Here is a 21,215-nt window from a genome sequence, read left to right as displayed (position 1 = left end):
CGCTCGGCGGACGGTGTTTGATCGCCTAGGTCTACAATTGAAACATCATTTCCGTAGCCAAAACACTTATCAAATGCGAGACCGCGCCGTGCGCAGCGCGGCGCCCGGCCCAAGGCCGCTAGCCGAGCTGACGCAGTCAGATTGGTTCGGACGCGGGAGTGGACCGCTTTTAACTAAACCCCCTCGTACGCTAAATGTGACTCAATGAACTGGCACGGCTACTGCCTGCATGCACTCCCGCCCGTCAGATCCACGCACCCAGAAATCACTGTTCTTGTGACAAAACTCTGCCTGTTCAAAGTGCATCAACGGGGAAGACGCCCGGAATGAAAATTCCGACAATGGCCCCATCACTTCGGTGGCGAGCAGCATCAGTTTCTGCGCCAGAAGCGGACCATGCACCACTAGCCCGTCATATCCTTCGACATCGCGCGCATAGTCCAGATCATAGTGAATGCGATGCCCGTTGAATGTCAGTGCCGAGTAGCGAAACAGTAGCGTTGAATCGAAACTGGCTACATGCATGTCGGTTTCATCCGTTCGTGCCTTGGCTGGGGCGGGTTTTAGCCCGTCCTTGGCGGGGTCTTCACGATACACTAGATCCTGCCACTCACTTAGACAAAGCACGTTGTCTTGCCAGATTTCGTGGCGCAGCGTGACAAAGGCCAGAGGCCCCGTTCGCCCCTTCTTCGAAGCAGTGTCCTCTAGCACCGAGTGGCGCTTTGCCTTTATGCCTGCTCGCAGAGGTGCTGAAAATGTCAGCCTCCCCCCGCCCACATTCTTCGGGGTAACCCCATATCGGGTATCAGCCCACTTCCTACCAACGGGTGTCCATCGCGCCCCAACCCCATGGGCGGGTGTGGTGTCCAGAAATACAGCTGATGAAAGAATGGAGGCAGTGTTGAACCTGCTTCAATCGAAGGGTCTTGTCCCAAAGCGATCTGAAAGGCTGCCGCGCGCGCCGGATCCATCACGTCACTTTGAATTTCAGTCTGGCCAGCAGTTGTCATAGAAGGCACCTTACCCAGATCATCTCAAAGGACAATGCATGCCTGCCGTTGCTTCACTCGATCATCTGGTTTTAACCGTGACTGACATGGCGGAAACAATTACATTCTATGCCGAAGTTCTTGGAATGCAGGTCGAAGAATTTAAGGTCTCAGATGGTTCCATCCGGGTTGCGTTGAAATTCGGAAGCCAAAAAATCAATCTACACCCGGCAGATGGCCCGTTTGATCCAAAGGCTCGCCATCCCCTACCAGGGTCTGCAGATCTGTGCTTCCTGACCGAGCACTCTTTAGACGTCTGGGCTTCACACTTGGCCGCCAACGGTATCTCTATCGAAGAAGGGCCGGTTGCCCGCACTGGAGCAACCGGCCCGATCCAATCAATCTACACACGCGATCCTGACGGAAACCTTATCGAGATCGGAACGCGACCTTAAGGTGTTTCAGGCAAACCACGAGGTACGAACAACCTGATACGCCTTCGGCGTTCTAGGGACATTCGTGTCAAAAAAACAACCCGAAAACGGCCCAAAGCGCTCTAACGCGTTGCTTCGGCTTTCAGCTTGTCCATCAGGCTCTGGAGCGTTTTAGTATAGAGTTCACCTTTCAGTTGGCCACTCTCGTCAAACTCGTTTGAACTGTTAGCCAAGTGAACCTCGGGCCCCTGAAGGATGCGCGGCTGGAAGGCGACCAAAAACCCCCGCAAAACCATCTGAGCCCGCTCTCCTCCGGCGCGCCCTGCTGCCGCAGACATAACGGCAACCGGCTTGTCCAACCAAGGGTTGGCTCCGGTCCGGCTTACCCAATCCAACGCGTTCTTCAGCACACCAGACGGCCCTTTGTTGTATTCCGGCGTCGAGATGATCACTGCGTCTGCAGCTGCAATCTGATCAGCCAGTGTCTGAACATCAGTCGGGATACCTTCAGCGTCTTCCAAATCACCGTCATAGAGAGGCAGTTGCAAGTTTGCCTCGACGTAGGTTTCAGCACCATACAGGCGCGCGGCTTCGCGCAGCAGCTTGCGGTTTGTGGCATCCTTGCGCAACGACCCTGACAGGCCCAAAAGAACGGGTGCGGACATTTCGAATAACTCCGGTTTTCTTAACTGTTCCCAATTTAGCAACCTGCCGAAGGGAACAAACCCCAACGTGCGCGCAGCTGGTGTTCAAAAACGTACAAACCCTGCCAGACGCTGCGTCATGACAGTTTTCTTTAGGTTGGTTCGGTTCAGAACTCTTTAGGCGTTGGAGGGGATTACCACGATTTCAACCCGCCGGTTTTGTGCTTTACCCGATTCATTCAAATTAGATGCAATGGGATCGTTTTCCCCTTGGCCATAAGTAGCGATCCGGTTGAATGACACCCCGCCCGCCTGAATGATGTCGGCGACCGCGTTTGCCCGACGTTCAGAGAGGCCCTGATTATAGGCCGCTTCGCCGTCGCTATCAGTATGCCCGATGATTTCAACACTGCTTTCGGGATACTTGAGTAAATTCTGCGCCACCTTGTTAAGGTCCGAGCGCAGAGCCGGTTGAACCTCGGAGCTATCGGTAGCAAAAGTGATGTCGTTTGGAACAGAAACGATCAGACGATCACCAGTATTGGTAATCGTGATGCCATCGTTGGCAAGTTCCTGGCGCAGATCGGCCTCTTGCTGGTCCAGATACGTACCGACCGCCCCACCTGCCAGGGCACCAGCTGCCGCCCCGACGATTGCCGCCCGCGTTTTGTTGGAAGACCCGGAAACTGCACCCAAGCCTGCACCAAGAATTCCGCCAAGAAGGGCACCTTGTTTGGCGTTCTGGTTGGGATCGGTCTGTGATCCCAATTGAGCGGGATCAGTGCAGGCGCTCAGGGTGATGGCTGCACATGTCAGTGCAGCCACAGAATACTTCGAAATCGACATGGGATCACCTTCTGCTCAGGGGCCCTCTTCTGCAGCAGCTGCGGGGGCTTTTTGCGTTGCCCCATTATATCATGGCTTGAAGGTAAAGGCTCAAGCGACAATCAAGTGATCTCGGCGGTTCCTCGCGCATATCGTGATTCATCAGGGCTAGCTTCAGGATCCTCCCAACGGTTTTGTTGGTGCCACACCTCCCGCAACGCGGCACCTTGACCCACGAATCTTTCTTCCAACCAGTCGCAACTCCAGATGCGATCCGTTCGAAAGTGCCGGAACCCCCGCGTAATTCACACCAGGCCGCCAACATCGTACATTCCAAGTGATAGATCAAAGCCACCGGACGAACGACGCGTACTGTATTCCGGCCGACCTCATCTTTGTACGTCAGCTGCAATTTCTGTTCTTGCCGGATTGCCGATCGCAGCCTGGACATTGACACGCAACCGCGCTCTGCATCGTCCAATGGCGCGCCCCAGGGAGCCACTTGCAACCACTCGGCCGGATCATGGAGGTCTTCGATCTTCTGACAAATTCGCTTTGCTGCTTGTTGTAGAGCACTGTCTCCAGTGCGAGCTAACATTGACAGACCAACCTGCAACGCTTCGAGTTCTTCGAGGTCGAAATTGAGCGGTGGCAGATCATATCCACGACGCATCAAGTAGCCCAACCCGGCCTCGCCCTCGATCGGAGTTCGCATCGCCTGTAACGCCGCAATATCGCGATAGATCGTGCGGACCGACACCTCGAGCTGGTCGGCGAGCGTATCCGCAGTCACAGGGCCGGGGGCGGCGCGCAAGATCTGGATGATTTCGAACAAACGATTGGATCGATGCATCTAAGTCTCCGGGTTGATCCTGACACCTTAGCACAGCCCCCTGACAACGGGATGTCAGGAAGGATCTGTTTTCTTCTGCTGAGTAAATGGATTTGGAGAGTTCTGATGTATTCGTACGACCACACCACGTTGATGACCCTTGGCCTTGATCGGTGGAGCACCCCGCGCGTGCCAAAGTCATGGGAAATTGAAAGCGCCGAGATCGCAGATCGTAAGGCCAAAAGCCGCCCCCGGATTGCTATGTCAAAACCTCGTATCAGGCTTCGGCTCTGGCGGCCTCATAGGCCAGCATCGCACGTTTGACGGGCAGGCCCCAGTGGTAGCCCCCTAAGCCTCCGGATTTGCGCAAGGCCCGGTGGCAGGGGATGATCCAGCTGATCGGATTGCGACCCACTGCCGTGCCCACAGCCCGTACCGCGCGTGGATTTCCGATGGCCTCGGCAATCTCGGAATAGGTGGTGACCTGACCTGATGGGATGCGCAACAGCGCCTCCCACACTTTGATCTGCAACGGCGCACCAATCAAATAGAGCGGTGTTGGTTCCAATCGATCATTGGCCGCGTTGAACATGTTCAGGACCCAAGGGCGCAGGCGCATCGGATCCTCGACAAACGTAGCCTGTGGCCAGCGCGAAAGTAGATCCTCCATCGTGGCCTCGGCTGTGGTCTCGGCGGCAAACCCAACCCCACAAATGCCCTTGTCAGTTCCCATGACAAGCGCAGGACCAAAGGGACTTTCGAACCAACCCCAGTAAATCACAAGACCCTGCCCATGGCGCGCGTATTCACCCGGGCTCATCGCCTCCCACCGGACAAAGAGATCGTGCAGGCGGCCTGTTCCGGAAAGGCCAACACTGTGCGCTGCCTCAAGCGTAGTGAAATGGTCCTGCAACAGGGCCTTTGCGTGGCCCAGAGTTAGGTACTGCTGATATTTCTTCGGCGACACGCCAACCCACCGCGAAAACAGCCGCTGGAAATGCGCCGGGCTCATGTTCATTTGACCCGACAGCTCTTCGAGCGACAGGTTCCCCTCGCCCTGATCAATCAGTTCGATGGCCCGGCGCATGACGCCATAGTGATAGCCTTCTTCCCCGGTGCGCATGTTCATCACGATACCCTTTCGCTTACTCATCTCACACTAGCCAACGCAGTCCGGTCAATGCGACCCGGAACTTGCGCAACTGTTCTGGCAATGGCGCGCGCAGGAAACTGCGTGACCGTCATGCCTCAGCGGACAAAGTTCTCGGTCGCCCATGGCTTTACCCACCTCTCATTGCACGGCATTAAGGCCACCATGGCAAAGCAACTTGATTATCATACGATCCGCGAGATCTTCTCTCGGTTCCAGGCAGCAGAGCCAGAGCCCAAAGGGGAGCTGGAGCATGTGAACGTCTATACCCTGGTCGTCGCTGTCGCGCTAAGCGCGCAAGCTACGGACGCAGGCGTGAACAAAGCAACGCGAGAGCTGTTCAAGATCGCGGACACGCCGCAAAAGATGCTTGATCTGGGCGAAGCTGGCCTGACCGAACACATCAAGACAATTGGTTTGTTCCGTCAAAAAGCCAAGAACGTGATCAAGCTCAGCCGCATTCTGGTCGAAGAGTACGGCGGTGAGGTGCCCAATTCCCGAGCCGCCCTTCAATCACTGCCCGGCGTAGGGCGCAAGACCGCCAATGTGGTTTTGAATATGTGGTGGCAACAGCCCGCCCAAGCCGTGGACACTCATATCTTTCGCGTCGGCAATCGATCTGGTATCGCGCCGGGCAAAGATGTCGATGCCGTGGAACGCGCCGTCGAAGACAACATTCCCGCCGACTTTCAGCTTCACGCCCATCACTGGCTGATCCTGCATGGTCGGTATCATTGCAAAGCGCGCAAGCCGATGTGTGGCACTTGCCTGATCCGCGACTTGTGCATGTTCGAGGACAAGAACCTATGAAGACCTATCAACTCGTCGGTATCGGCAATGCCGTTGTGGACGTAATCAGCCAATCCGATGACAGCTTTCTTGATCACATGGGGATCGAGAAAGGTATCATGCAGCTCATCGAACGTGAGCGCGGCGAGGTGCTTTATGCCGCAATGAACAACCGGGTGCAGACTCCGGGTGGATCTGTCGCCAACACCATTGCCGGCGCAGGCGCACTGGGATTGGAAGCAGCATTTATCGGACGCGTCCATGACGACGCCTTGGGTCGGTTTTATGCCGATGCGATGAACGAAGACGGCGTTGATTTCGTCAACCCACCGGTTGCCGGAGGGGAACTACCGACCTCTCGCTCGATGATCTTTGTATCGCCGGATGGCGAACGGTCGATGAACACATACCTGGGTATCTCGTCAGAGCTGAGCTCCAAGGACGTTTCCAAAGACGTCGCCGGGAACTCACAGATCATGTTCCTCGAAGGCTATCTGTTCGACAAAGACAAAGGCAAAACCGCCTTCCTTGAAGCCGCGCGCGACTGTCGCGATGGCGGCGGCAAAACCGGGATCGCAATTTCTGACCCATTCTGCGTTGAACGTCACCGCGCCGATTTCCTGTCGCTGATCGAGAACGAGCTGGATTTCGTGATCGGCAACGAGGACGAGATAAAGTCGCTGTTCGAAACCGATGATCTGGAGGCTGCACTGGCCAAGACCGCCGCAATTTGCCCGCTGGTTGTTTGCACCCGGTCAGGCGACGGCGTGTCGGTGCTGGCAGAAGGTCAGCGGATCAACGTGCCGGTCGAAAAAATCGTGCCGGTGGATGCCACTGGCGCAGGTGATCAGTTTGCCGCAGGATTCCTGTTTGGCCTGGCGACAGGTCGCGATCTGGAAACCTGCGCCAAGATTGGCTGTGTCTGCGCCCGCGAAGTGATCAGCCACATCGGCCCGCGCCCCGAGGCCAACCTGCAAGAGCTCCTGCGCGAACAAGGTTTGCTATAACAACAGACCGCAAAGAGGTGAGTTGCCTCCTCGGCTACCCTGCCAGGAAGGTGGCGATCCGCAGTAGCGCACTTCGAAGATAACCTGTCCCGCCAAATCGGTGGGACAGCACCTCACGCTAGGTGATTTGCAAACAAATCAAGCACCTTGGCATAAACTTCGCGTTTGAACGGCACAATTTCGGCAATCAACTGATCCGATGCCTGCCATTTCCATACAGTGAACTCAGGGTGTTCGGTCCGGATGTCGATCTGATCGTCGGTGCCAGTAAATCGCAACAGAAACCATTTCTGCTTTTGCCCGCGATATTTGCCTTCCCAGATTTTAGGAACGATATCATGGGGCAGGTCATACGGAAGCCAACCCTCTGTCTCGGCCACCACATCAACCAGCTCAGCGGTCACTCCGGTCTCTTCCCACAGTTCACGCAAGGCTGCATCACGGGGATCTTCACCCTTGTCCACACCGCCTTGAGGCATCTGCCAAGCATCCTTATGGCGGTCATTGCGCTGACCGACAAAGATTTTGCCATCCGCATTCATCAGCATCAGCCCAACGCAGGGACGATAGGGAAGTTTGGCGATCTCTTCAGGGGTCATGGGCGGCCTCATATTTCGGATACCCCTCCCTAACAAAGGACCAACTGCACGCCCAGAGGCAATACGCCCACGTTGTGCGGTACTGGGTCTCGCCATCGGCGAGACGCCCGGCCCAACTAAGAAAGGGCCCGCAAGGGTATGCCGCGAAGGAGGGAGTGGTCCCGGTTTGCGTAACAGGCGGTTGACGTCAGGTTTCGCGTGACTCCTCGCGGCAGTGCAGCGATCCTGCGCGTCAAAATAGGGAGAGTTTGCCGATGACTGCGTACCCAAACATGCTTGCGCCATTGGATCTGGGATTCACAACACTGAAAAACCGAGTGCTGATGGGCTCAATGCACACCGGTTTGGAAGAAACCCGCGACTGGAACCGGGTGGCCGAATTTTACGCCGATCGCGCGCGCGGTGGCGTTGCGTTAATGGTGACTGGTGGGATCGGGCCGAACCTCGAAGGGTCTGTACTGCCGGGTGCGGCGATGATGACCACGGACGAGGATGTCGCCAACCACTCAATAGTTACGGATCGCGTGCATCAGGCAGGCGGCAAGATCGCGATGCAGATCCTGCATGCGGGTCGCTATGCCTATGGCCCCAAATGCGTGGCCCCCAGTCCGGTCAAATCTCCGATCTCTCCGTTCCCACCAAATGAGTTGGATGAAGACGGGATCGAAAAGCAGATCGCCGACATCGTGAACGCCTCGGTTCTGGCCCAGAAAGCGGGCTATGACGGGGTCGAGATCATGGGCTCCGAGGGGTATTTCATCAACCAGTTCCTCGTCACTCACACCAACAAGCGCGAGGACCGCTGGGGCGGGTCTTATGAAAACCGCATGCGCCTGGCCATCGAAGTGGTGCGCCGCACGCGTGAGGCCGTCGGAACGGATTTCATCATCATCTACCGCCTGTCGATGATTGACCTCATCCCCAACGGTTCGACCCACGACGAAGTGGTGCAACTGGCGCAAGAGATCGAAAAAGCGGGCGCCACGATCCTGAACACCGGCATCGGCTGGCACGAGGCTCGCATTCCCACAATCGCCACATCGGTCCCACGTGCGGCATTTGCCTGGGTCACCAAAAAGCTGATGGGCAAGGTGTCGATCCCGGTCATCACCTCGAACCGCATCAACACACCCGAAGTGGCCGAAGAGGTTCTGTCGACAGGCTGCGCCGACATGGTGTCATTGGCCCGCCCGATGCTGGCGGACGCTGATTTCGTCAACAAGGCTGCCACCGGGGACGCCGCCAAGATCGCGCCTTGTATCGCCTGCAATCAGGCCTGTCTGGATCACACCTTTGGCGGCAAGCTGACCTCGTGCCTGGTGAATCCCCGCGCCTGTCATGAGACCGAACTGGTAATCAATCCCGCCGACGCAAAAAAGACCATCGCCATCGTCGGCGCTGGTCCGGCAGGTCTGTCGACCGCAATGGCCGCCGCAGAACGCGGTCACACAGTGACTATATTCGACCGCGCAGATGAGGTCGGTGGCCAACTTAACATGGCTAAACAGGTGCCCGGAAAGGAAGAGTTCTGGGGGCTTGTTGATTGGTATCGCACAATGGTGGCCGATCTGGGCATCACTGTTGAATTGGGTCGCGAAGTCGGCGCAGACGATCTGACTGGCTATGACGAGGTGATCATCGCAACCGGCGTCACCCCGCGTGATCCTGGCATTCCGGGTCAAGATCGGGACAATGTCCTCAGCTACATCGACGTGCTGCGCCACAAGGCCCCGGTGGGCGATCGCGTGGCGGTGATTGGCGCAGGCGGCATCGGCTTTGACGTGTCCGAATATCTGCTGCACGAGGGCGACAGCCCAACTGAGAACCTGCCGCTTTGGATGAAGGAATGGGGCGTAACCGATCCGGCCGAGCACCGTTCCGGCCTGGCTCCCGAAGGACCGCAGCCTCATGCACCAGCGCGTCAGGTAACCTTGCTCCAGCGTAAAAAACAGGCGCATGGCAAGGGTCTGGGCAAGACAACCGGTTGGATTCACCGCGCCACACTCAAGATGAAGGACGTGAATTTTGTCGGCGGCGTGAACTACGAGCGGATCGACGATCAGGGGCTGCACGTCAGCTTTGGCGAGGAACGCGCCGACCCGACCGTTATCGAATGCGACACCGTGGTGCTTTGCGCGGGACAGCTTTCGGATCGCAGCCTTGCGGATGCGCTAGAGGCCAAGGGCGTGAACTGCCATGTAATTGGTGGTGCTGATGTCGCTGCTGAACTCGACGCAAAACGCGCGATCAATCAAGGCACGCGCCTGGCCGCGTCTCTCTAACGCGCCAACACATCCATGTGACACCTGCCCCGGGACCGACGCTTTGTCGTTTCCGGGACAGAAACGCTCCCTATATCCCACTCACGGTTTTCAAACCAACCGCCCAGAGAGGGATCATGACACGTCCAATTCGCCGCCGACGCACAAACAAGCAAGTTGGTAATGTCGCTCCGCAGATCATTACCGGCGCGCACCGCAACATCCCCACCTATGACCTAATCAGCACCGAAGGCCTGGAACAGATCGAAGCGCGGTCGGAGCAATTGCTGCAACAGATTGGTGTCCGGTTTGTCGAAGATCCCGAAGCCTTGCGCCTGTTTCACGAGGCAGGCGCCGACGTCCAAGGCGACCGGGTCCGGTTCCCGCCGGGGCTGCTGCAGAAGGCGCTCAAAACCGCGCCCAAAACCTTTCGCCAGCACGCCCGCAATCCTGAGCGTACGATCGATCTGGGCGGCAAGAACGTCGTCTTTGGTCCCGGCTATGGCATGCCCTTTGTCAGCGATCTGGATGGTGGTCGGCGCTATGGCACGATCCGGGACTTCGAAAACCTGACCAAGCTCGTTTACATGTCGCCGTGGCTGCATCATTCGGGCGGAACCACCTGCGAGCCCACAGATCTGCCAGTAAACAAGCGCCATCTGGACATGGTCTATGCACACCTGAAATGGAGCGACAAGCCTTTCATGGGTTCGGTCACCGCCCCAGAGCGCGCCGAAGACAGCGTTGAAATGGCGCGCCTTGCTTTTGGAGCAGATTTTGTTGACCGCAACTGCGTGGTCATGGCCAACATCAACATGAACTCTCCGCTGGTGTTTGACTACGCCATGTCCCGTGCCATCCGCACTTATGCCGCCGCCAACCAATGTCCGGTCATTGTTCCTTTTGTCCTTGGTGGTGCAACGGCTCCGGTATCAATGATCGCTGCCGTAACACAGGCCTATTCCGAGGTGCTGGTCGGGTGCGCTTTGGCCCAATTGGTGCGGCCCGGATCACCAGTTGTGTTCGGTAACTTTGTGACGACCGTCGACCTGAAATCTGGATCGCCCTCATTTGGCACTCCGGAATCGGCTTTGGCGTCTTATGTCGCAGGCCAGCTGGCGCGCCGGGTCGGGCTTCCGATCCGCTGCTCGGGGGCGTTCACCAGTTCCAAAGTGCCGGATGGGCAGGCCATGATGGAAAGCGTCACAGCTTTGCACGCCGCTGTCTTAAGCGGAGCCAATTTTGTGCTGCAATCGGCGGGCTGGCTAGAGGGCGCGCTGACCTTATCTTATGAGAAACTGGTAATGGACGCTGACTATCTGGGTGCGATGCACAAGTTCCTGAACGGCCTGTCACTGGATGACGAGGCTTTCGCCATGGACGCCTTTGCCGAGGTTGGCCCCGGCGGCCACTTTTTTGGCTGTGGTCATACAATGCGCAACTATGAAACAGCTTTCTATGACGCCCAGTTGTCCGACACTTTGTCATTTGAAACATGGTCCGAAAAGGGAGGTGCCGATGCCGCGCGCCGTGCCAATCGAAAATGGAAAGAAGACCTATTGCGCTACGAACCTCCCCCTCTGGATGAGGCTGTGGATGAAAGCCTGAAGGCTTTCATGGAGCGAAAAAAGGAAACCCTGCCGGATCTGTGGCACTAGGGGACAATCTTGTATCTTGCAAATGGCTGATGTTCCCAGTTGATTTGTCTTAGTCATGCTGTCGAACGGCAGACTCTGTAACGGGTTAACGGGGCAAGCGTTTCTGCACATCAAACCGATCAACTTGCGCCCGATCGCTAACAAGCGGCACGACTTTGAATGATCGATTTTTGAGTAGCTGGCAGTTACGGTGGGCTGGACTCGCAAAGGAAAGCAAGATGCACAAACGTTCTTCCAAGCTGATGGAGCTTCTGGGTATTGATAAGCCGATCATTCAAGCTCCGATGGCCGGAGCAAGTGACGCGGCAATGGCCGTCGGCGTTGCCAAGGCGGGCGGGCTCGGTTCCCTTCCTTGTGCCATGCTTGACCTTGATACGATGCGAACACAGATCGAAGTGTTTCAAGCACAAACCGACGCGCCACTTAACGTGAACTTCTTTTGTCACACGATGCCAGATGACGACCCCCAACGTGCTTCACAGTGGAAAAAATACTTGTCCGAATACTATGACGATCTGGGTTTGGATCAGGATGCGCTCGTTCAAGCTGTCGACCGTATGCCGTTTGATGATAATATGTGCAGGGTAGTCGAAGACCTCCGCCCAGGTGTCGTGAGTTTTCATTTTGGGCTACCTGAAAAGAGTCTTCTCGCCAGATTGAAGTCCTGCGAGATGAGTATTCTAGCGTCCGCAACAACGGTTGAAGAAGCGCGCTTTCTTGAAGCCAACGGGTGCGACGCAATTATCGCACAAGGCTATGAAGCAGGCGGACACAGAGGGATGTTTCTGACCAAGGACATCGCGACACAGGCCGGAACATTTGCACTGCTGCCCCAGATTGTTGATGCCGTTTCCATTCCGGTCATTGCGGCGGGTGGTGTTGCAGATGGACGGGGAATTGCAGCAGCCTTTTTACTTGGAGCCTCAGCGGTACAGATTGGCACTGCATATCTGTTCACACAGGAGGCGCTTATCACTGACATGCACAGAACTGCACTGCTGAAGCACAGCGTCGACAACACGGCAATAACCAACCTTTTTTCCGGCAAACCTGCGAGAAGTGTCATGAACAAGCTGATGCGTGAAAAAGGACCTCTCTCCGATAGGGTTCCGGCCTTTCCGAAGGCCGGGGATGGGTTGGCCCCTTTAAAGAAGAAAGCTGAAGCCAATGGGCATGCTGACTTTAGTTCGCTGTGGTCAGGGCAAGCTGCCGGGCTTTGTGGCACCCAAGAAAGTGCCGAAACTCTGACCCGTCAATTGATGAGCAACGCTCTCGCTGCTTGGGAGGATCGGGGATGACGTCGCTCGAATTCGAAGAAACTAAGAGGTGTATCCATGAAAAAATTGGACGTTCTGTAGGTGCCTGCGAGGAACAGAACGTTGAAACGCCTTTGCGCAAATCACAACAAGCGGAAACTCAGCGTTAGACGTTCATTCCGACTGTTCAGGTGCACCATCCGAGTTTCCAGCCCTTACTGAACCAACTCGAGTGTTGGGCTTTGTAGTGCCAACTCCTCGACAACGGCCGACAAACATTTTTCAAAGCGGTACAAAGCATCTGTTTTGGATTGCGAAATCGGGTACAGCAATCCGAACGTCATCCAGCGCTCTGGGACAACGGGAACAAGGGCGAGGTTCCTTCGCATTCCCTTTGAAGCAACAAGTTCATCTGCAATCGTGATACCGGCCCCTTCAGCGACCAACGAACACGCCAGCTGCGATGCAGCAACTTCACAAGACTGACGCGGCACAACCCCTGCCGAGCGAAAGAAATCATCCAGCTGATCACGGAGCAGCAAACCATGCATCAGCCGAATGACTGGTTCGTCTCCAAAGTCGCTTGCGGCCAGCTCATCTTGATCAGCAAGTGGGTGATCTGCAGCCAAAATCGCCTGTGCACGAACCCTTAGAAGGGGTTTGGTCACAATGCCCGGATGGTCGACCGGCAAAGCGCCGATACCGATGTCATATTCTCGTCCCGCCAACCATTTGCCGGCTTCCCGTCTTGCACGCACATCAAGGCTGATGTTGGTATCCGGATTAGAACGAAGAAATCTTGCCACGGCGGGCGCAGAAAGCGATTGCGCAATCCGGGGCATCGTCACAACGCGAAGGGTTTCAGTGCGTCCCGCTCGAATTTCGGCCGCGATGCGCGGAACTTCATCCAAGTTATCGAGAATCCGCCCCGCTTCCCGGTAGAAGGCCATCCCCTCAGGCGTGGGTGTCAGCGTCCTACCGCTGCGGTCAAATAATTTGAGTTTCAGTTCAGCCTCCAGGCCCGAAATCAAGCGACTGACCGCAGGTTGACTCAGAAAAGAATCTCAGAAGCCGCAACCAGCGATCCTTCCGACAATGTTGCGGTAAAGGCCCGGAGAGCTTTGATGTTCATGTTCACATCTTCCGTTTTTTGCAAGAGTAGATAACATCTTTGCATTTTTCGCAATCATTGTTTCCGCATAAGCTGGATTCGACTGAAATAGGGAGGACCCAATGAAGCGTCGTACTATTCTAAGCACTGCAATCGCGGCCTTTGCTGTCGCTGCATCCGCAACCGTAAGCTTTGCAGCAGATTGGCCCAAGCGCCCAATTAACCTGGTTGTGCCATACAAAGCCGGTGGAGGCACCGATGCCTACGCTCGCGCCATTTCGGCCGCAGCCGAGGGTATTCTGGATGTCCCGGTCGTTGTCGTGAACAAGCCCGGGTCGGGGGGCTGAACGGAGCCAACTCTGTGGTGGGCGCACGCCCTGACGGCTATACTATGATGATGACCTCAGGCGGTTCGTTCCTGTTGTCCACGATGACGCGTGACACAGAAATTGACGCACTTGAGAGTTTTGACTTTGTTGCCCAGGTTGGTCAGCTGCAAACTTCGTTGATGGTACCCAAGAACAGCCCGTTCCAGTCTGTTCAAGACGTGATCGACGCGGCCAAGGCAGATCCCGGATCGTTGCGTTGGGCCCATTCGGGTCGCGGCGGGTTCCACCATGTTGGCGGTCTTGGCTTTCTGGCAAGCAACGACATCGAAGCACAGGATGTTCCATTCAAAGGAGGCGGACCGACCCGTGCTGCTTTGATTGGTGAGCAGGCTGATTTCGGCTTCCTGGGTGTTCAACAGCTTGCTGGTTTCGAAGAGCAATTGCGCGCCCTTGCGGTCAACAGCCAGGATCGTGACGGCATTATGACCGAAGTCCCCTCGTTTGGAGAGCTGGGTATTCCATTTGCCGCCGTCTCCTCGCCCGTGATCGTTTTTGCGCCCAAAGGCACCCCTGCCGAGGTTGTGACCGCCATGGAGGCAGCACTTGAACAAATTGCCGCCAAGCCTGAATTTGCAGAGCTTCTGGCCTCGCGCGGAACCGGACCTGTTTTCCAAAAGGGCGCAGACGCAAAGGCAACGCTGACTTCGATGAAAGAAGATGCCACGCCGCTGGTTGAAAGCCTGAGCAACTAAATCTCAAAAGACCGGGTGACACTGTTACCCGGTCTTTTTTCATCTGCAGTTCACATAGGGAGGAAGACATGCGCGCTTATGCCGAAGGTTTGGTGCTTGCGGCCATTTCACTTGTAGCCATCTGGGGGCTTGGCAAGTTCCAGGCGCATCACCTGGAGACACCTGGGCCGGTATTGTGCCCTTTTCCGCATCGGTTGCCCTGTTGGGGCTGTCCCTCCTCTTGCTTGCGGGTGCGTCACGTCAGACCGCAGGGGGCGTATCAGAAGGCACGAATGACAACGGGGCTGTGTTTCAGATCATCGTGCTTTTCGTCATAGCTTTGATTTATCAGCACTCATTTCGTTGGTTTGGCTATCTGCTGCCCACAGCAATTGTGGCACCGGTGGTAATGTACATGTTCGGAGTACGCAGCAGGATCGGACTGGCCGTTTCGGTTGTTATCTGCCCGCTGGTTTTTCATCTCATCTTCTTCGTGCTGCTCGGAGTCTTTCCGCCTTACGGCGAAATTTTCGACCTGCTCGACTGGATTCAGGGGTAACATCTTATGGAAATTTTTCCCGCCCTTCTTTCGGTAATCACCGACCCGGTACTGTTGTTTGCCATTGTTCTTGCCGCGGCTGTTGGCATGATTGTTGGCGCAACACCTGGCTTGACCGCTTCGGCTGCGATCGCGATGTTGCTGCCGATCACCTTCTATATGTCCCCCCTGTTTGCCCTGGCCTTTCTCTATGTAATCGGTAAATCCGGCCGATACGGTGGATCCATTGCTGCGATTCTGTTCAATACCCCTGGCACAGCTGCCAGTGCGGCGACGCAGATTGACGGTTATCCATTGGCCCGCGCGGGTAAAGCAGGCAAGGCGATGAAGGTCGCCACAATTTCGTCTGTGATCGGCGACTTGATGGGAGATATCCTGTTGGTTGTCGGTGTCGGATTCATTGCCGCCATCGCTCTGAAACTAGGCCCCCCCGAGACATTTGCGATCTATTTCGCCGCCTTCGTCGTCATCGGGTCGGTCATTGGTAAGTCCATCGTCAAAGGCCTGGCCTCGGCATTGCTGGGTATTCTAGTCGCCATGGTCGGGCTGGACCCAATTTCCAGCGAAGAACGCTATACGTTCGGCTCGTTCGACCTGTCCAATGGTATCGGGCTGGTGCCGCTGATGATCGGTGTCTTCGTTCTTGGAGAGGTTTTTGCTCAGTTGGAAGAACGCCGCAAGGCAACTGGTGAAACTAAAGAAAACGAGAGTTCGGCTGACGGCAACGACCTGACATGGGATGAGTACAAACCCTGCCTACCCCACGCGTTGCGCGGTGGATTCATCGGTGCAGGCATCGGCGTTCTGCCTGGTCTAGGTTCGGCAATCGCAGCCTTTATCTCTTACGGAGAAGGTAAACGCCGTGCCACGAACCCCGAGCAATGGGGCAAGGGTGCCCTGGAAGGGGTCGCAGCGCCTGAGGCAGCAAACAACGCGGTTTCCGGTCCCTCGATGGCTCCGCTTCTGACATTGGGCATTCCCGGTTCTACAATTGGAGCGATTCTGTTGGGCGTCTTTCTGATCCACGGAATTCAGGTTGGCCCGACGCTTTTCCTGACGGACAAGGAACTGGTCTACAAGCTGTTTGCTTGCGGCATGCTGGGGATCATCGCCTATGGTGTCATAGGATACTTTGGGGCCACTCAAGTCGCTCGGCTCATTCTCAAGATACCCACCAATGTGCTGTATCCTCTGATTTTCATGACCGCCTTTGTAGCTGCCTATTCTGCGCGCGGATCAATGTTTGATGTTACCGTTATGACATGTGCAGGGTTCGCCGGCTGGTTGATGCGCAAATATGACTTCAACATTGCTGCCTTCGTGATTTCCTTTGTGTTGGCCAAGGGTGCAGAAGAAACATTCCGTCAGTCGCTTTTGATGTCCGATGGAGGCGCTTTGATATTTATCGAGCGTCCAATCGCACTGGCTTTCTTGATCATCGGTGCCGGGGCCATTGCCTTCCGCGTCCGTGGAATCATGAAAGAGCGCAAGCTTGCTGAAGGAGGTTTGGGCGATGCTTGACTTCGGCCTCTACCGCGACTGTTTTTCCAGTGCGGACATGCGCGCCATCTGGTCAGAGCACGCCACCCTATCGGCATGGCTTAAGGTTGAACAGACACTGGCACGTTGCCAGGCTTCGGCCGGGATTATTCCGGCTGAGGCCGCAGATGCACTCGAAGCGGTTTCAGTATCGGATCTCAACCAATACCAATTGAGGGATGATATGACCGTTGTCGGGCGGCCTATTGTCGGTCTTGTACGGCAGTTGAGAGCTTTGACCGGGTCACATGGAAAATATGTGCACTTCAGAGCCACAACTCAGGACATCATGGACACGGCAATGGCCTTGCAGATGCGACACGGTCTGGAGCAAGTACAGACCGGCGTCACATCACTCGTGGCGGAACTGGATCGACACATCCATCTACATCGTTCGACAATGATGATGGGGCGTACCAACGGACAGCACGCTGTGCCAATCAGGTTGGAAACGAAGTTGCAAGTTTGGCGATCCGAATTGGAACGCCGCCTTGCTTCCCTTTCGGATGCCGCCGGTCGCGGGCTGAACGCCCAGATCGGTGGACCTGTTGGGGATCTGCGAGACTACGAAAATGGGTCTGGACTTGAAATCAAGCGAACAGTGGCATCGGCGTTGGGGTTGAACACGGTCGACCCACATTGGCAAAACGCCCGTGACGGGGTGGCCGAAGTCGTCACTTCCCTCGGCGCACTTTGTGGCACGTTGGCCAAGATCGCCCACAATGTAAACTTGCTGTCGTCGTCTGACATTGGCGAAGTTTATGAGCGTCCCGAAGACGGCAAGGGAGCATCTTCGGCCATGGCTCACAAAACAAACCAGCGCGCTTCAGAATTCGGCGAGGCCGTCTCAAGGCTTGGTCGTCAGCGAGCCGAGCAAATCGGAGAGTTAACTCTGCACCAACATGAGCGTTCTGGCGGTGTGTGGATCGCCGAGTGGATGGTCGTACCTGAAACGTTCTTGCTGACCTCTGGAGCATTGGAATGGGTGGAACGAATGTTCAAAACCCTGATCGTCGACAATGCTGCAATGGAAAGAGCGTTAACTGAAAGCCTGCGACACACACAGGCTATGTCCCATTGAAGGTCTCCGTGCGATTGCGGTTGTCCAGGCCGGACGGTCGGCAATCGCACGAAGGGTGTTCAACGACGTTTGTTTGACTTGCAAGTAATTGAAACCTGATTGCCGTGGATGCTTTGGTTTTCAACCCAACCGGTCAGGGCCCTTCGAAAACCGCCGAGTGGACACCAATGTGGCGGATGTTTTCAGGAGCGAAGCATAGGGATCATCATCCAGCACTATTATTGGCGAACGAAACGCGGATGTTGCCGAATTCTATGCAAACGAGATCGCGCATCATGACAAGCAACTCGCTCACAAACATGCGGTACATGTGATCGTAACTATGGCCGTCCACACATCGCTCGGCTCAGGCCATTTGTTTCCATCTGATCAAACAGAACTGCGGGCCATAGTCCTAAAAGGTGCCCGATGGGTGTTTCGCCTGCCCCTAACAAAAGCAACACCGGGCCTACGATGAATACGCAGGCCCGGCACAGAAGAGAACAAAAAATACGGGCAGGCGCAGGTTTCAGCGCCTGATAGGAACTTCAAAGTTCGGATCAGAAATGCATTGACCGTGCAAGTGCAGGCTTCTGCAGCGGTGGAGCAAACTTGGTCAGATCAATCCCTTCCACCGCAACCTTGTATTCCTCAAGCGTCGGTGTACGACCCAAGATCGCCGACAACACCACAACCGGAGTGGAGCCAAGCAGGGATTCGCCCTTCTTGGTTTCGCTGTCGGCAACAACGCGGCCCTGGAACAGTCGAGTGGAGGTGGCAAGAACCGTGTCCCCTTTGGCCGCCTTTTCCTGGTTACCCATGCAAAGGTTACAACCCGGGCGCTCGAGATAGAGGATGTTTTCGTACTCTGTACGTGCTTGCACCTTGGGTGCTGCATCGTCGAATTCGAAGCCGCAGTATTTCTGCAAGATCTCCCAATCGCCTTCTTCTTTCAGTTCATCAATGATGTTGTAGGTCGGCGCGGCAACAACCAGCGGTGCCTTGAACTCAACACTGCCGTGTTGTGCTTCAAGGTTACGCAACATCTGCGCCACAATTTTGATATCGCCCTTGTGCACCATGCACGACCCGACGAAACCAAGGTCGACTTTCTTTTCCGCGCGGTAGTAGGAAATCGGCCGGATCGTATCGTGGGTATAGCGTTTGGAAACGTCGGCGTTGTTGACATCAGGATCCGCAATCATCGGCTCAACAATCTCGCCCAGGTCCACCACAACTTCGGCGAAATACTCTGCATTGTCATCCGGACGAAGTGCGGGCTTCTCACCCGACCGAATTTGGTTGATCCGAGTTTCGGCGATGTCGATTAGATTTTGGAGCATACCGTTTTCATGCTCCATTCCCTTATCGATCATGATCTGGATTCGAGACTTTGCGATCTCCAGCGATTCAATCAACGTGTCGTCGTTCGAAATGCAGATCGACGCCTTTGCCTTCATCTCGGCAGTCCAGTCAGTGAAAGTGAAAGCCTGGTCAGCAAGCAGCGTCCCGATATGCACCTCAATGATACGGCCCTGGAAAACGTTGTCACCGTGCTGCGCCAACATCTGTGCCTGCGTCGCATGAACGACATCGCGGAAGTCCATATGATCGGCCATTTGACCTTTGAATGTCACCTTTACGGATTCCGGGATCGGCATCGAGGCCTCACCTGTTGCCAGCGCTAGTGCAACGGTTCCTGAGTCTGCACCAAAAGCCACGCCCTTGGACATCCGCGTGTGGCTGTCACCACCAATGATGATCGACCAATCGTCCACAGTGATATCATTCAGCACTTTGTGGATCACATCTGTCATAGCGTGATAGGTGCCTTTTGGGTCGCGCCCGGTGACAAGGCCAAATTTGTTCATAAACGCCATCAATTTCGGCGTGTTGGCCTGCGCCTTGGCATCCCAAACCGAAGCCGTGTGACAGCCGGACTGATAGGCACCGTCGACACTGGGTGACAGGACGGTGGCAGCCATCGCTTCAAGTTCTTGCGCGGTCATTGGACCGGTGGTGTCCTGACTGCCCACAATATTGACCCGGGCCCGAACATCAGATCCAGCGTGCAATACTTTACCCGGCGTGACGCCCACAGCATTGGCATTAAAGATCTTCTCAACCGCAGTCAGACCTTGGCCCTCGTGGCTGATTTCCTTGGACGGTGCAAAGACCAAAGGTGGTTCGATGCCCAATGTCTCAGCCGCAAATGTCTGAAGTTTCTTACCAAAGACCACGGCATAGGAGCCGCCCGCCTTCATGAATTCCATCTTCTGTGGCGTGAAGGACCCCGCCATATCAACAAGTTCCTCACCGGCCTCGCTGAGGAGCTTTTTACCCTTGGTGTCAATTTTCAGAACCGTGCCTGTGTCAACCGAATATCGCTGTTCCAGCACTGGGTTGCCATCGTTGTTCAGAATCGGTTTGCCATCTTCGTCGACCATTTTGACCCAATTCTTAAGGTCGACCCCGATACCGCCGGTAACGCCCACGGTGGTCAGGAAAATCGGCGAGATACCGTTGGTTCCGGCGACAACCGGTGCGATGTTCACAAACGGCACGTATGGCGACGCTTGTTTGCCCGTCCACAGTGCCACGTTGTTTACACCTGACATCCGCGAAGACCCCACACCCATCGTACCCTTTTCCGCGACCAGCATGACGCGGTGATCCGGGAGTTTGAGCTTCAGGTCTTCGATTTCTTTCTGAGCCTGCTCGGAAATTAGGCATTTGCCATGCAATTCGCGGTCGGCACGAGAATGCGCCTGATTGCCCGGCGAAAGAAGGTCTGTCGAGATGTCACCTTCGGCGGCGACATAGGTTACAATCTTGATCTCATCATCAATTTCAGGGAGCTTCGTGAAAAACTCAGCCTCAGCATAACTGCCCAACAGATCAGCGGCGATAGCATTTCCAGCTTCATACGCTGCTTTGATACGGTCCGTGTCAGCCTCGTAGAGAAACACTTGCGTCTTCAGAACATCTGCTGCTTCGCGCGAGACGCTTTCGTCATTTCCGAGCGCTAGGTCGAGAAGAACCTCGACAGACGGGCCACCCTTCATGTGGCTTAGCAATTCAAAAGCAAATGTCGGAGTGATCTCATCAATCGTCGTTTCGCCCAGGATGATCTCTTTCAGTAACCGCGCTTTTTCTCCGGCGGCACTGGTGGTTCCAGGAAGCGTGTTATAGATGAAGAATTTCAGGCAGTCTTCGCGATGTTCGCTGTCTGGAGCCTTAATATGGCTGATCACCTCTTTGGTCAGGGCGCCATCATCTATGGGTTTTGGGTTCAAACCCTGCTCTTTGCGGGTTTCGATCTCGGTCAGGTAATCGGTGTAGAGGCTCATAGTTATTTCCCGAAGCTGGCGTTTCACAGGGCGGGCTTCGCCACGTCACGGCAACGTGGAATCCCAATTTGTATACTGCTGTATACATTGTG

17 protein-coding genes and 3 pseudogenes are annotated in these 21,215 nt (G+C 55.6%); 11 read left to right on the top strand and 9 right to left on the bottom strand.

Features of this window, described 5'->3' with window-relative positions:
* Positions 1-201 precede the first annotated feature (201 nt).
* A pseudogene (locus ACZ1HE_RS01515) lies at positions 202-1,010 on the bottom strand (HTD2 family dehydratase).
* A 38-nt stretch (positions 1,011-1,048) separates the two neighbouring features.
* Here ACZ1HE_RS01515 and ACZ1HE_RS01510 point away from each other — a divergent pair.
* Positions 1,049-1,444: a VOC family protein gene (locus tag ACZ1HE_RS01510; protein ID WP_472619259.1), complete on the top strand. Its 396-nt coding sequence runs from the start codon at positions 1,049-1,051 to the stop codon at positions 1,442-1,444.
* Between the two features lie 101 nt (positions 1,445-1,545).
* Here the strand turns inward: ACZ1HE_RS01510 and ACZ1HE_RS01505 are convergent, their stop codons facing one another.
* The 4 genes and pseudogenes from ACZ1HE_RS01505 to ACZ1HE_RS01490 form a co-directional block, all read right to left on the bottom strand.
* Complete coding sequence (locus tag ACZ1HE_RS01505; protein ID WP_472619258.1) at positions 1,546-2,088, bottom strand: NADPH-dependent FMN reductase; 543 nt, start codon at positions 2,086-2,088, stop codon at positions 1,546-1,548.
* A 156-nt stretch (positions 2,089-2,244) separates the two neighbouring features.
* Positions 2,245-2,913 (bottom strand): YiaD family glycine zipper/OmpA-like lipoprotein, encoded by a 669-nt coding sequence (locus ACZ1HE_RS01500; RefSeq protein WP_472619257.1) that lies wholly within the window; start codon positions 2,911-2,913, stop codon positions 2,245-2,247.
* Between the two features lie 101 nt (positions 2,914-3,014).
* Positions 3,015-3,745 (bottom strand): annotated as a pseudogene (locus ACZ1HE_RS01495) (helix-turn-helix transcriptional regulator).
* Between the two features lie 256 nt (positions 3,746-4,001).
* Positions 4,002-4,853: a methylated-DNA--[protein]-cysteine S-methyltransferase gene (locus tag ACZ1HE_RS01490; protein ID WP_472624309.1), complete on the bottom strand. Its 852-nt coding sequence runs from the start codon at positions 4,851-4,853 to the stop codon at positions 4,002-4,004.
* Positions 4,854-5,039: 186 nt separating this feature from the next.
* On the opposite strand from ACZ1HE_RS01490, the gene nth reads away from it, so the two are divergent.
* Entirely contained in the window at positions 5,040-5,684 is a 645-nt protein-coding gene (gene nth, locus ACZ1HE_RS01485; RefSeq protein ID WP_472624307.1) for an endonuclease III, read from the top strand.
* Positions 5,681-6,670 (top strand): adenosine kinase, encoded by a 990-nt coding sequence (locus tag ACZ1HE_RS01480; RefSeq protein WP_472619256.1) that lies wholly within the window; start codon positions 5,681-5,683, stop codon positions 6,668-6,670. The genes nth and ACZ1HE_RS01480 overlap by 4 nt, the downstream gene beginning before the upstream one ends.
* A gap of 113 nt (positions 6,671-6,783) precedes the next feature.
* Here ACZ1HE_RS01480 and ACZ1HE_RS01475 read toward each other — a convergent pair whose 3' ends face one another.
* Positions 6,784-7,269, bottom strand: coding sequence for an RNA pyrophosphohydrolase (locus tag ACZ1HE_RS01475; RefSeq protein ID WP_472619255.1), 486 nt, complete (start codon positions 7,267-7,269; stop codon positions 6,784-6,786).
* Between the two features lie 254 nt (positions 7,270-7,523).
* On the opposite strand from ACZ1HE_RS01475, the gene ACZ1HE_RS01470 reads away from it, so the two are divergent.
* The 3 genes from ACZ1HE_RS01470 (at position 7,524) to ACZ1HE_RS01460 (ending at position 12,486) form a co-directional block, all read left to right on the top strand.
* Positions 7,524-9,551: an FAD-dependent oxidoreductase gene (locus tag ACZ1HE_RS01470; RefSeq protein ID WP_472619254.1), complete on the top strand. Its 2,028-nt coding sequence runs from the start codon at positions 7,524-7,526 to the stop codon at positions 9,549-9,551.
* A gap of 116 nt (positions 9,552-9,667) precedes the next feature.
* Positions 9,668-11,188, top strand: a complete 1,521-nt coding sequence (locus tag ACZ1HE_RS01465; protein WP_472619253.1) for a trimethylamine methyltransferase family protein — start codon at positions 9,668-9,670, stop codon at positions 11,186-11,188.
* A 218-nt stretch (positions 11,189-11,406) separates the two neighbouring features.
* On the top strand, positions 11,407-12,486 hold the full coding sequence (locus ACZ1HE_RS01460; protein WP_472619252.1) for an NAD(P)H-dependent flavin oxidoreductase: 1,080 nt from the start codon (positions 11,407-11,409) through the stop codon (positions 12,484-12,486).
* A 173-nt stretch (positions 12,487-12,659) separates the two neighbouring features.
* Here ACZ1HE_RS01460 and ACZ1HE_RS01455 read toward each other — a convergent pair whose 3' ends face one another.
* Together ACZ1HE_RS01455 and ACZ1HE_RS01450 are read right to left on the bottom strand one after the other, a co-directional pair.
* On the bottom strand, positions 12,660-13,394 hold the full coding sequence (locus ACZ1HE_RS01455; RefSeq protein WP_472619251.1) for a LysR substrate-binding domain-containing protein: 735 nt from the start codon (positions 13,392-13,394) through the stop codon (positions 12,660-12,662).
* A 12-nt stretch (positions 13,395-13,406) separates the two neighbouring features.
* Positions 13,407-13,499: pseudogene (locus ACZ1HE_RS01450) on the bottom strand (LysR family transcriptional regulator); the annotation flags it as partial.
* 178 nt (positions 13,500-13,677) lie between these two features.
* Here ACZ1HE_RS01450 and ACZ1HE_RS01445 point away from each other — a divergent pair.
* The 5 genes from ACZ1HE_RS01445 (at position 13,678) to ACZ1HE_RS01425 (ending at position 17,794) form a co-directional block, all read left to right on the top strand.
* On the top strand, positions 13,678-13,902 hold the full coding sequence (locus ACZ1HE_RS01445) for a hypothetical protein (protein ID WP_472619250.1): 225 nt from the start codon (positions 13,678-13,680) through the stop codon (positions 13,900-13,902).
* A 14-nt stretch (positions 13,903-13,916) separates the two neighbouring features.
* Positions 13,917-14,636 (top strand): tripartite tricarboxylate transporter substrate binding protein, encoded by a 720-nt coding sequence (locus ACZ1HE_RS01440; RefSeq protein ID WP_472619249.1) that lies wholly within the window; start codon positions 13,917-13,919, stop codon positions 14,634-14,636.
* Between the two features lie 121 nt (positions 14,637-14,757).
* Entirely contained in the window at positions 14,758-15,174 is a 417-nt protein-coding gene (locus ACZ1HE_RS01435) for a tripartite tricarboxylate transporter TctB family protein (RefSeq protein ID WP_472624305.1), read from the top strand.
* Between the two features lie 6 nt (positions 15,175-15,180).
* Positions 15,181-16,695 (top strand): tripartite tricarboxylate transporter permease, encoded by a 1,515-nt coding sequence (locus tag ACZ1HE_RS01430; RefSeq protein WP_472619248.1) that lies wholly within the window; start codon positions 15,181-15,183, stop codon positions 16,693-16,695.
* Entirely contained in the window at positions 16,688-17,794 is a 1,107-nt protein-coding gene (locus ACZ1HE_RS01425; RefSeq protein WP_472619247.1) for a lyase family protein, read from the top strand. The genes ACZ1HE_RS01430 and ACZ1HE_RS01425 overlap by 8 nt, the downstream gene beginning before the upstream one ends.
* A gap of 539 nt (positions 17,795-18,333) precedes the next feature.
* Here the strand turns inward: ACZ1HE_RS01425 and ACZ1HE_RS01420 are convergent.
* Positions 18,334-21,123, bottom strand: coding sequence for a bifunctional aconitate hydratase 2/2-methylisocitrate dehydratase (locus ACZ1HE_RS01420; RefSeq protein WP_472619246.1), 2,790 nt, complete (start codon positions 21,121-21,123; stop codon positions 18,334-18,336).
* Between the last annotated feature and the right edge of the window lie 92 nt (positions 21,124-21,215).

This window comes from Falsiruegeria sp. JB4-1, assembly GCF_055693495.1.
This window is presented reverse-complemented; position numbering and strand designations above follow the sequence as displayed.

Coding starts and splice junctions, on each gene's coding strand:
- nth (WP_472624307.1), top strand. CDS start 5,040: ATGGCAAAGCAACTTGATTATCATACGATCCGCGAGATCTTCTCTCGG.
- ACZ1HE_RS01500 (WP_472619257.1), bottom strand. CDS start 2,913: ATGTCGATTTCGAAGTATTCTGTGGCTGCACTGACATGTGCAGCCATC.
- ACZ1HE_RS01475 (WP_472619255.1), bottom strand. CDS start 7,269: ATGACCCCTGAAGAGATCGCCAAACTTCCCTATCGTCCCTGCGTTGGG.
- ACZ1HE_RS01470 (WP_472619254.1), top strand. CDS start 7,524: ATGACTGCGTACCCAAACATGCTTGCGCCATTGGATCTGGGATTCACA.
- ACZ1HE_RS01430 (WP_472619248.1), top strand. CDS start 15,181: ATGGAAATTTTTCCCGCCCTTCTTTCGGTAATCACCGACCCGGTACTG.
- ACZ1HE_RS01445 (WP_472619250.1), top strand. CDS start 13,678: ATGAAGCGTCGTACTATTCTAAGCACTGCAATCGCGGCCTTTGCTGTC.
- ACZ1HE_RS01420 (WP_472619246.1), bottom strand. CDS start 21,123: ATGAGCCTCTACACCGATTACCTGACCGAGATCGAAACCCGCAAAGAG.
- ACZ1HE_RS01490 (WP_472624309.1), bottom strand. CDS start 4,853: ATGAACATGCGCACCGGGGAAGAAGGCTATCACTATGGCGTCATGCGC.
- ACZ1HE_RS01455 (WP_472619251.1), bottom strand. CDS start 13,394: ATGGCCTTCTACCGGGAAGCGGGGCGGATTCTCGATAACTTGGATGAA.
- ACZ1HE_RS01505 (WP_472619258.1), bottom strand. CDS start 2,088: ATGTCCGCACCCGTTCTTTTGGGCCTGTCAGGGTCGTTGCGCAAGGAT.
- ACZ1HE_RS01465 (WP_472619253.1), top strand. CDS start 9,668: ATGACACGTCCAATTCGCCGCCGACGCACAAACAAGCAAGTTGGTAAT.
- ACZ1HE_RS01480 (WP_472619256.1), top strand. CDS start 5,681: ATGAAGACCTATCAACTCGTCGGTATCGGCAATGCCGTTGTGGACGTA.
- ACZ1HE_RS01510 (WP_472619259.1), top strand. CDS start 1,049: ATGCCTGCCGTTGCTTCACTCGATCATCTGGTTTTAACCGTGACTGAC.
- ACZ1HE_RS01425 (WP_472619247.1), top strand. CDS start 16,688: ATGCTTGACTTCGGCCTCTACCGCGACTGTTTTTCCAGTGCGGACATG.
- ACZ1HE_RS01460 (WP_472619252.1), top strand. CDS start 11,407: ATGCACAAACGTTCTTCCAAGCTGATGGAGCTTCTGGGTATTGATAAG.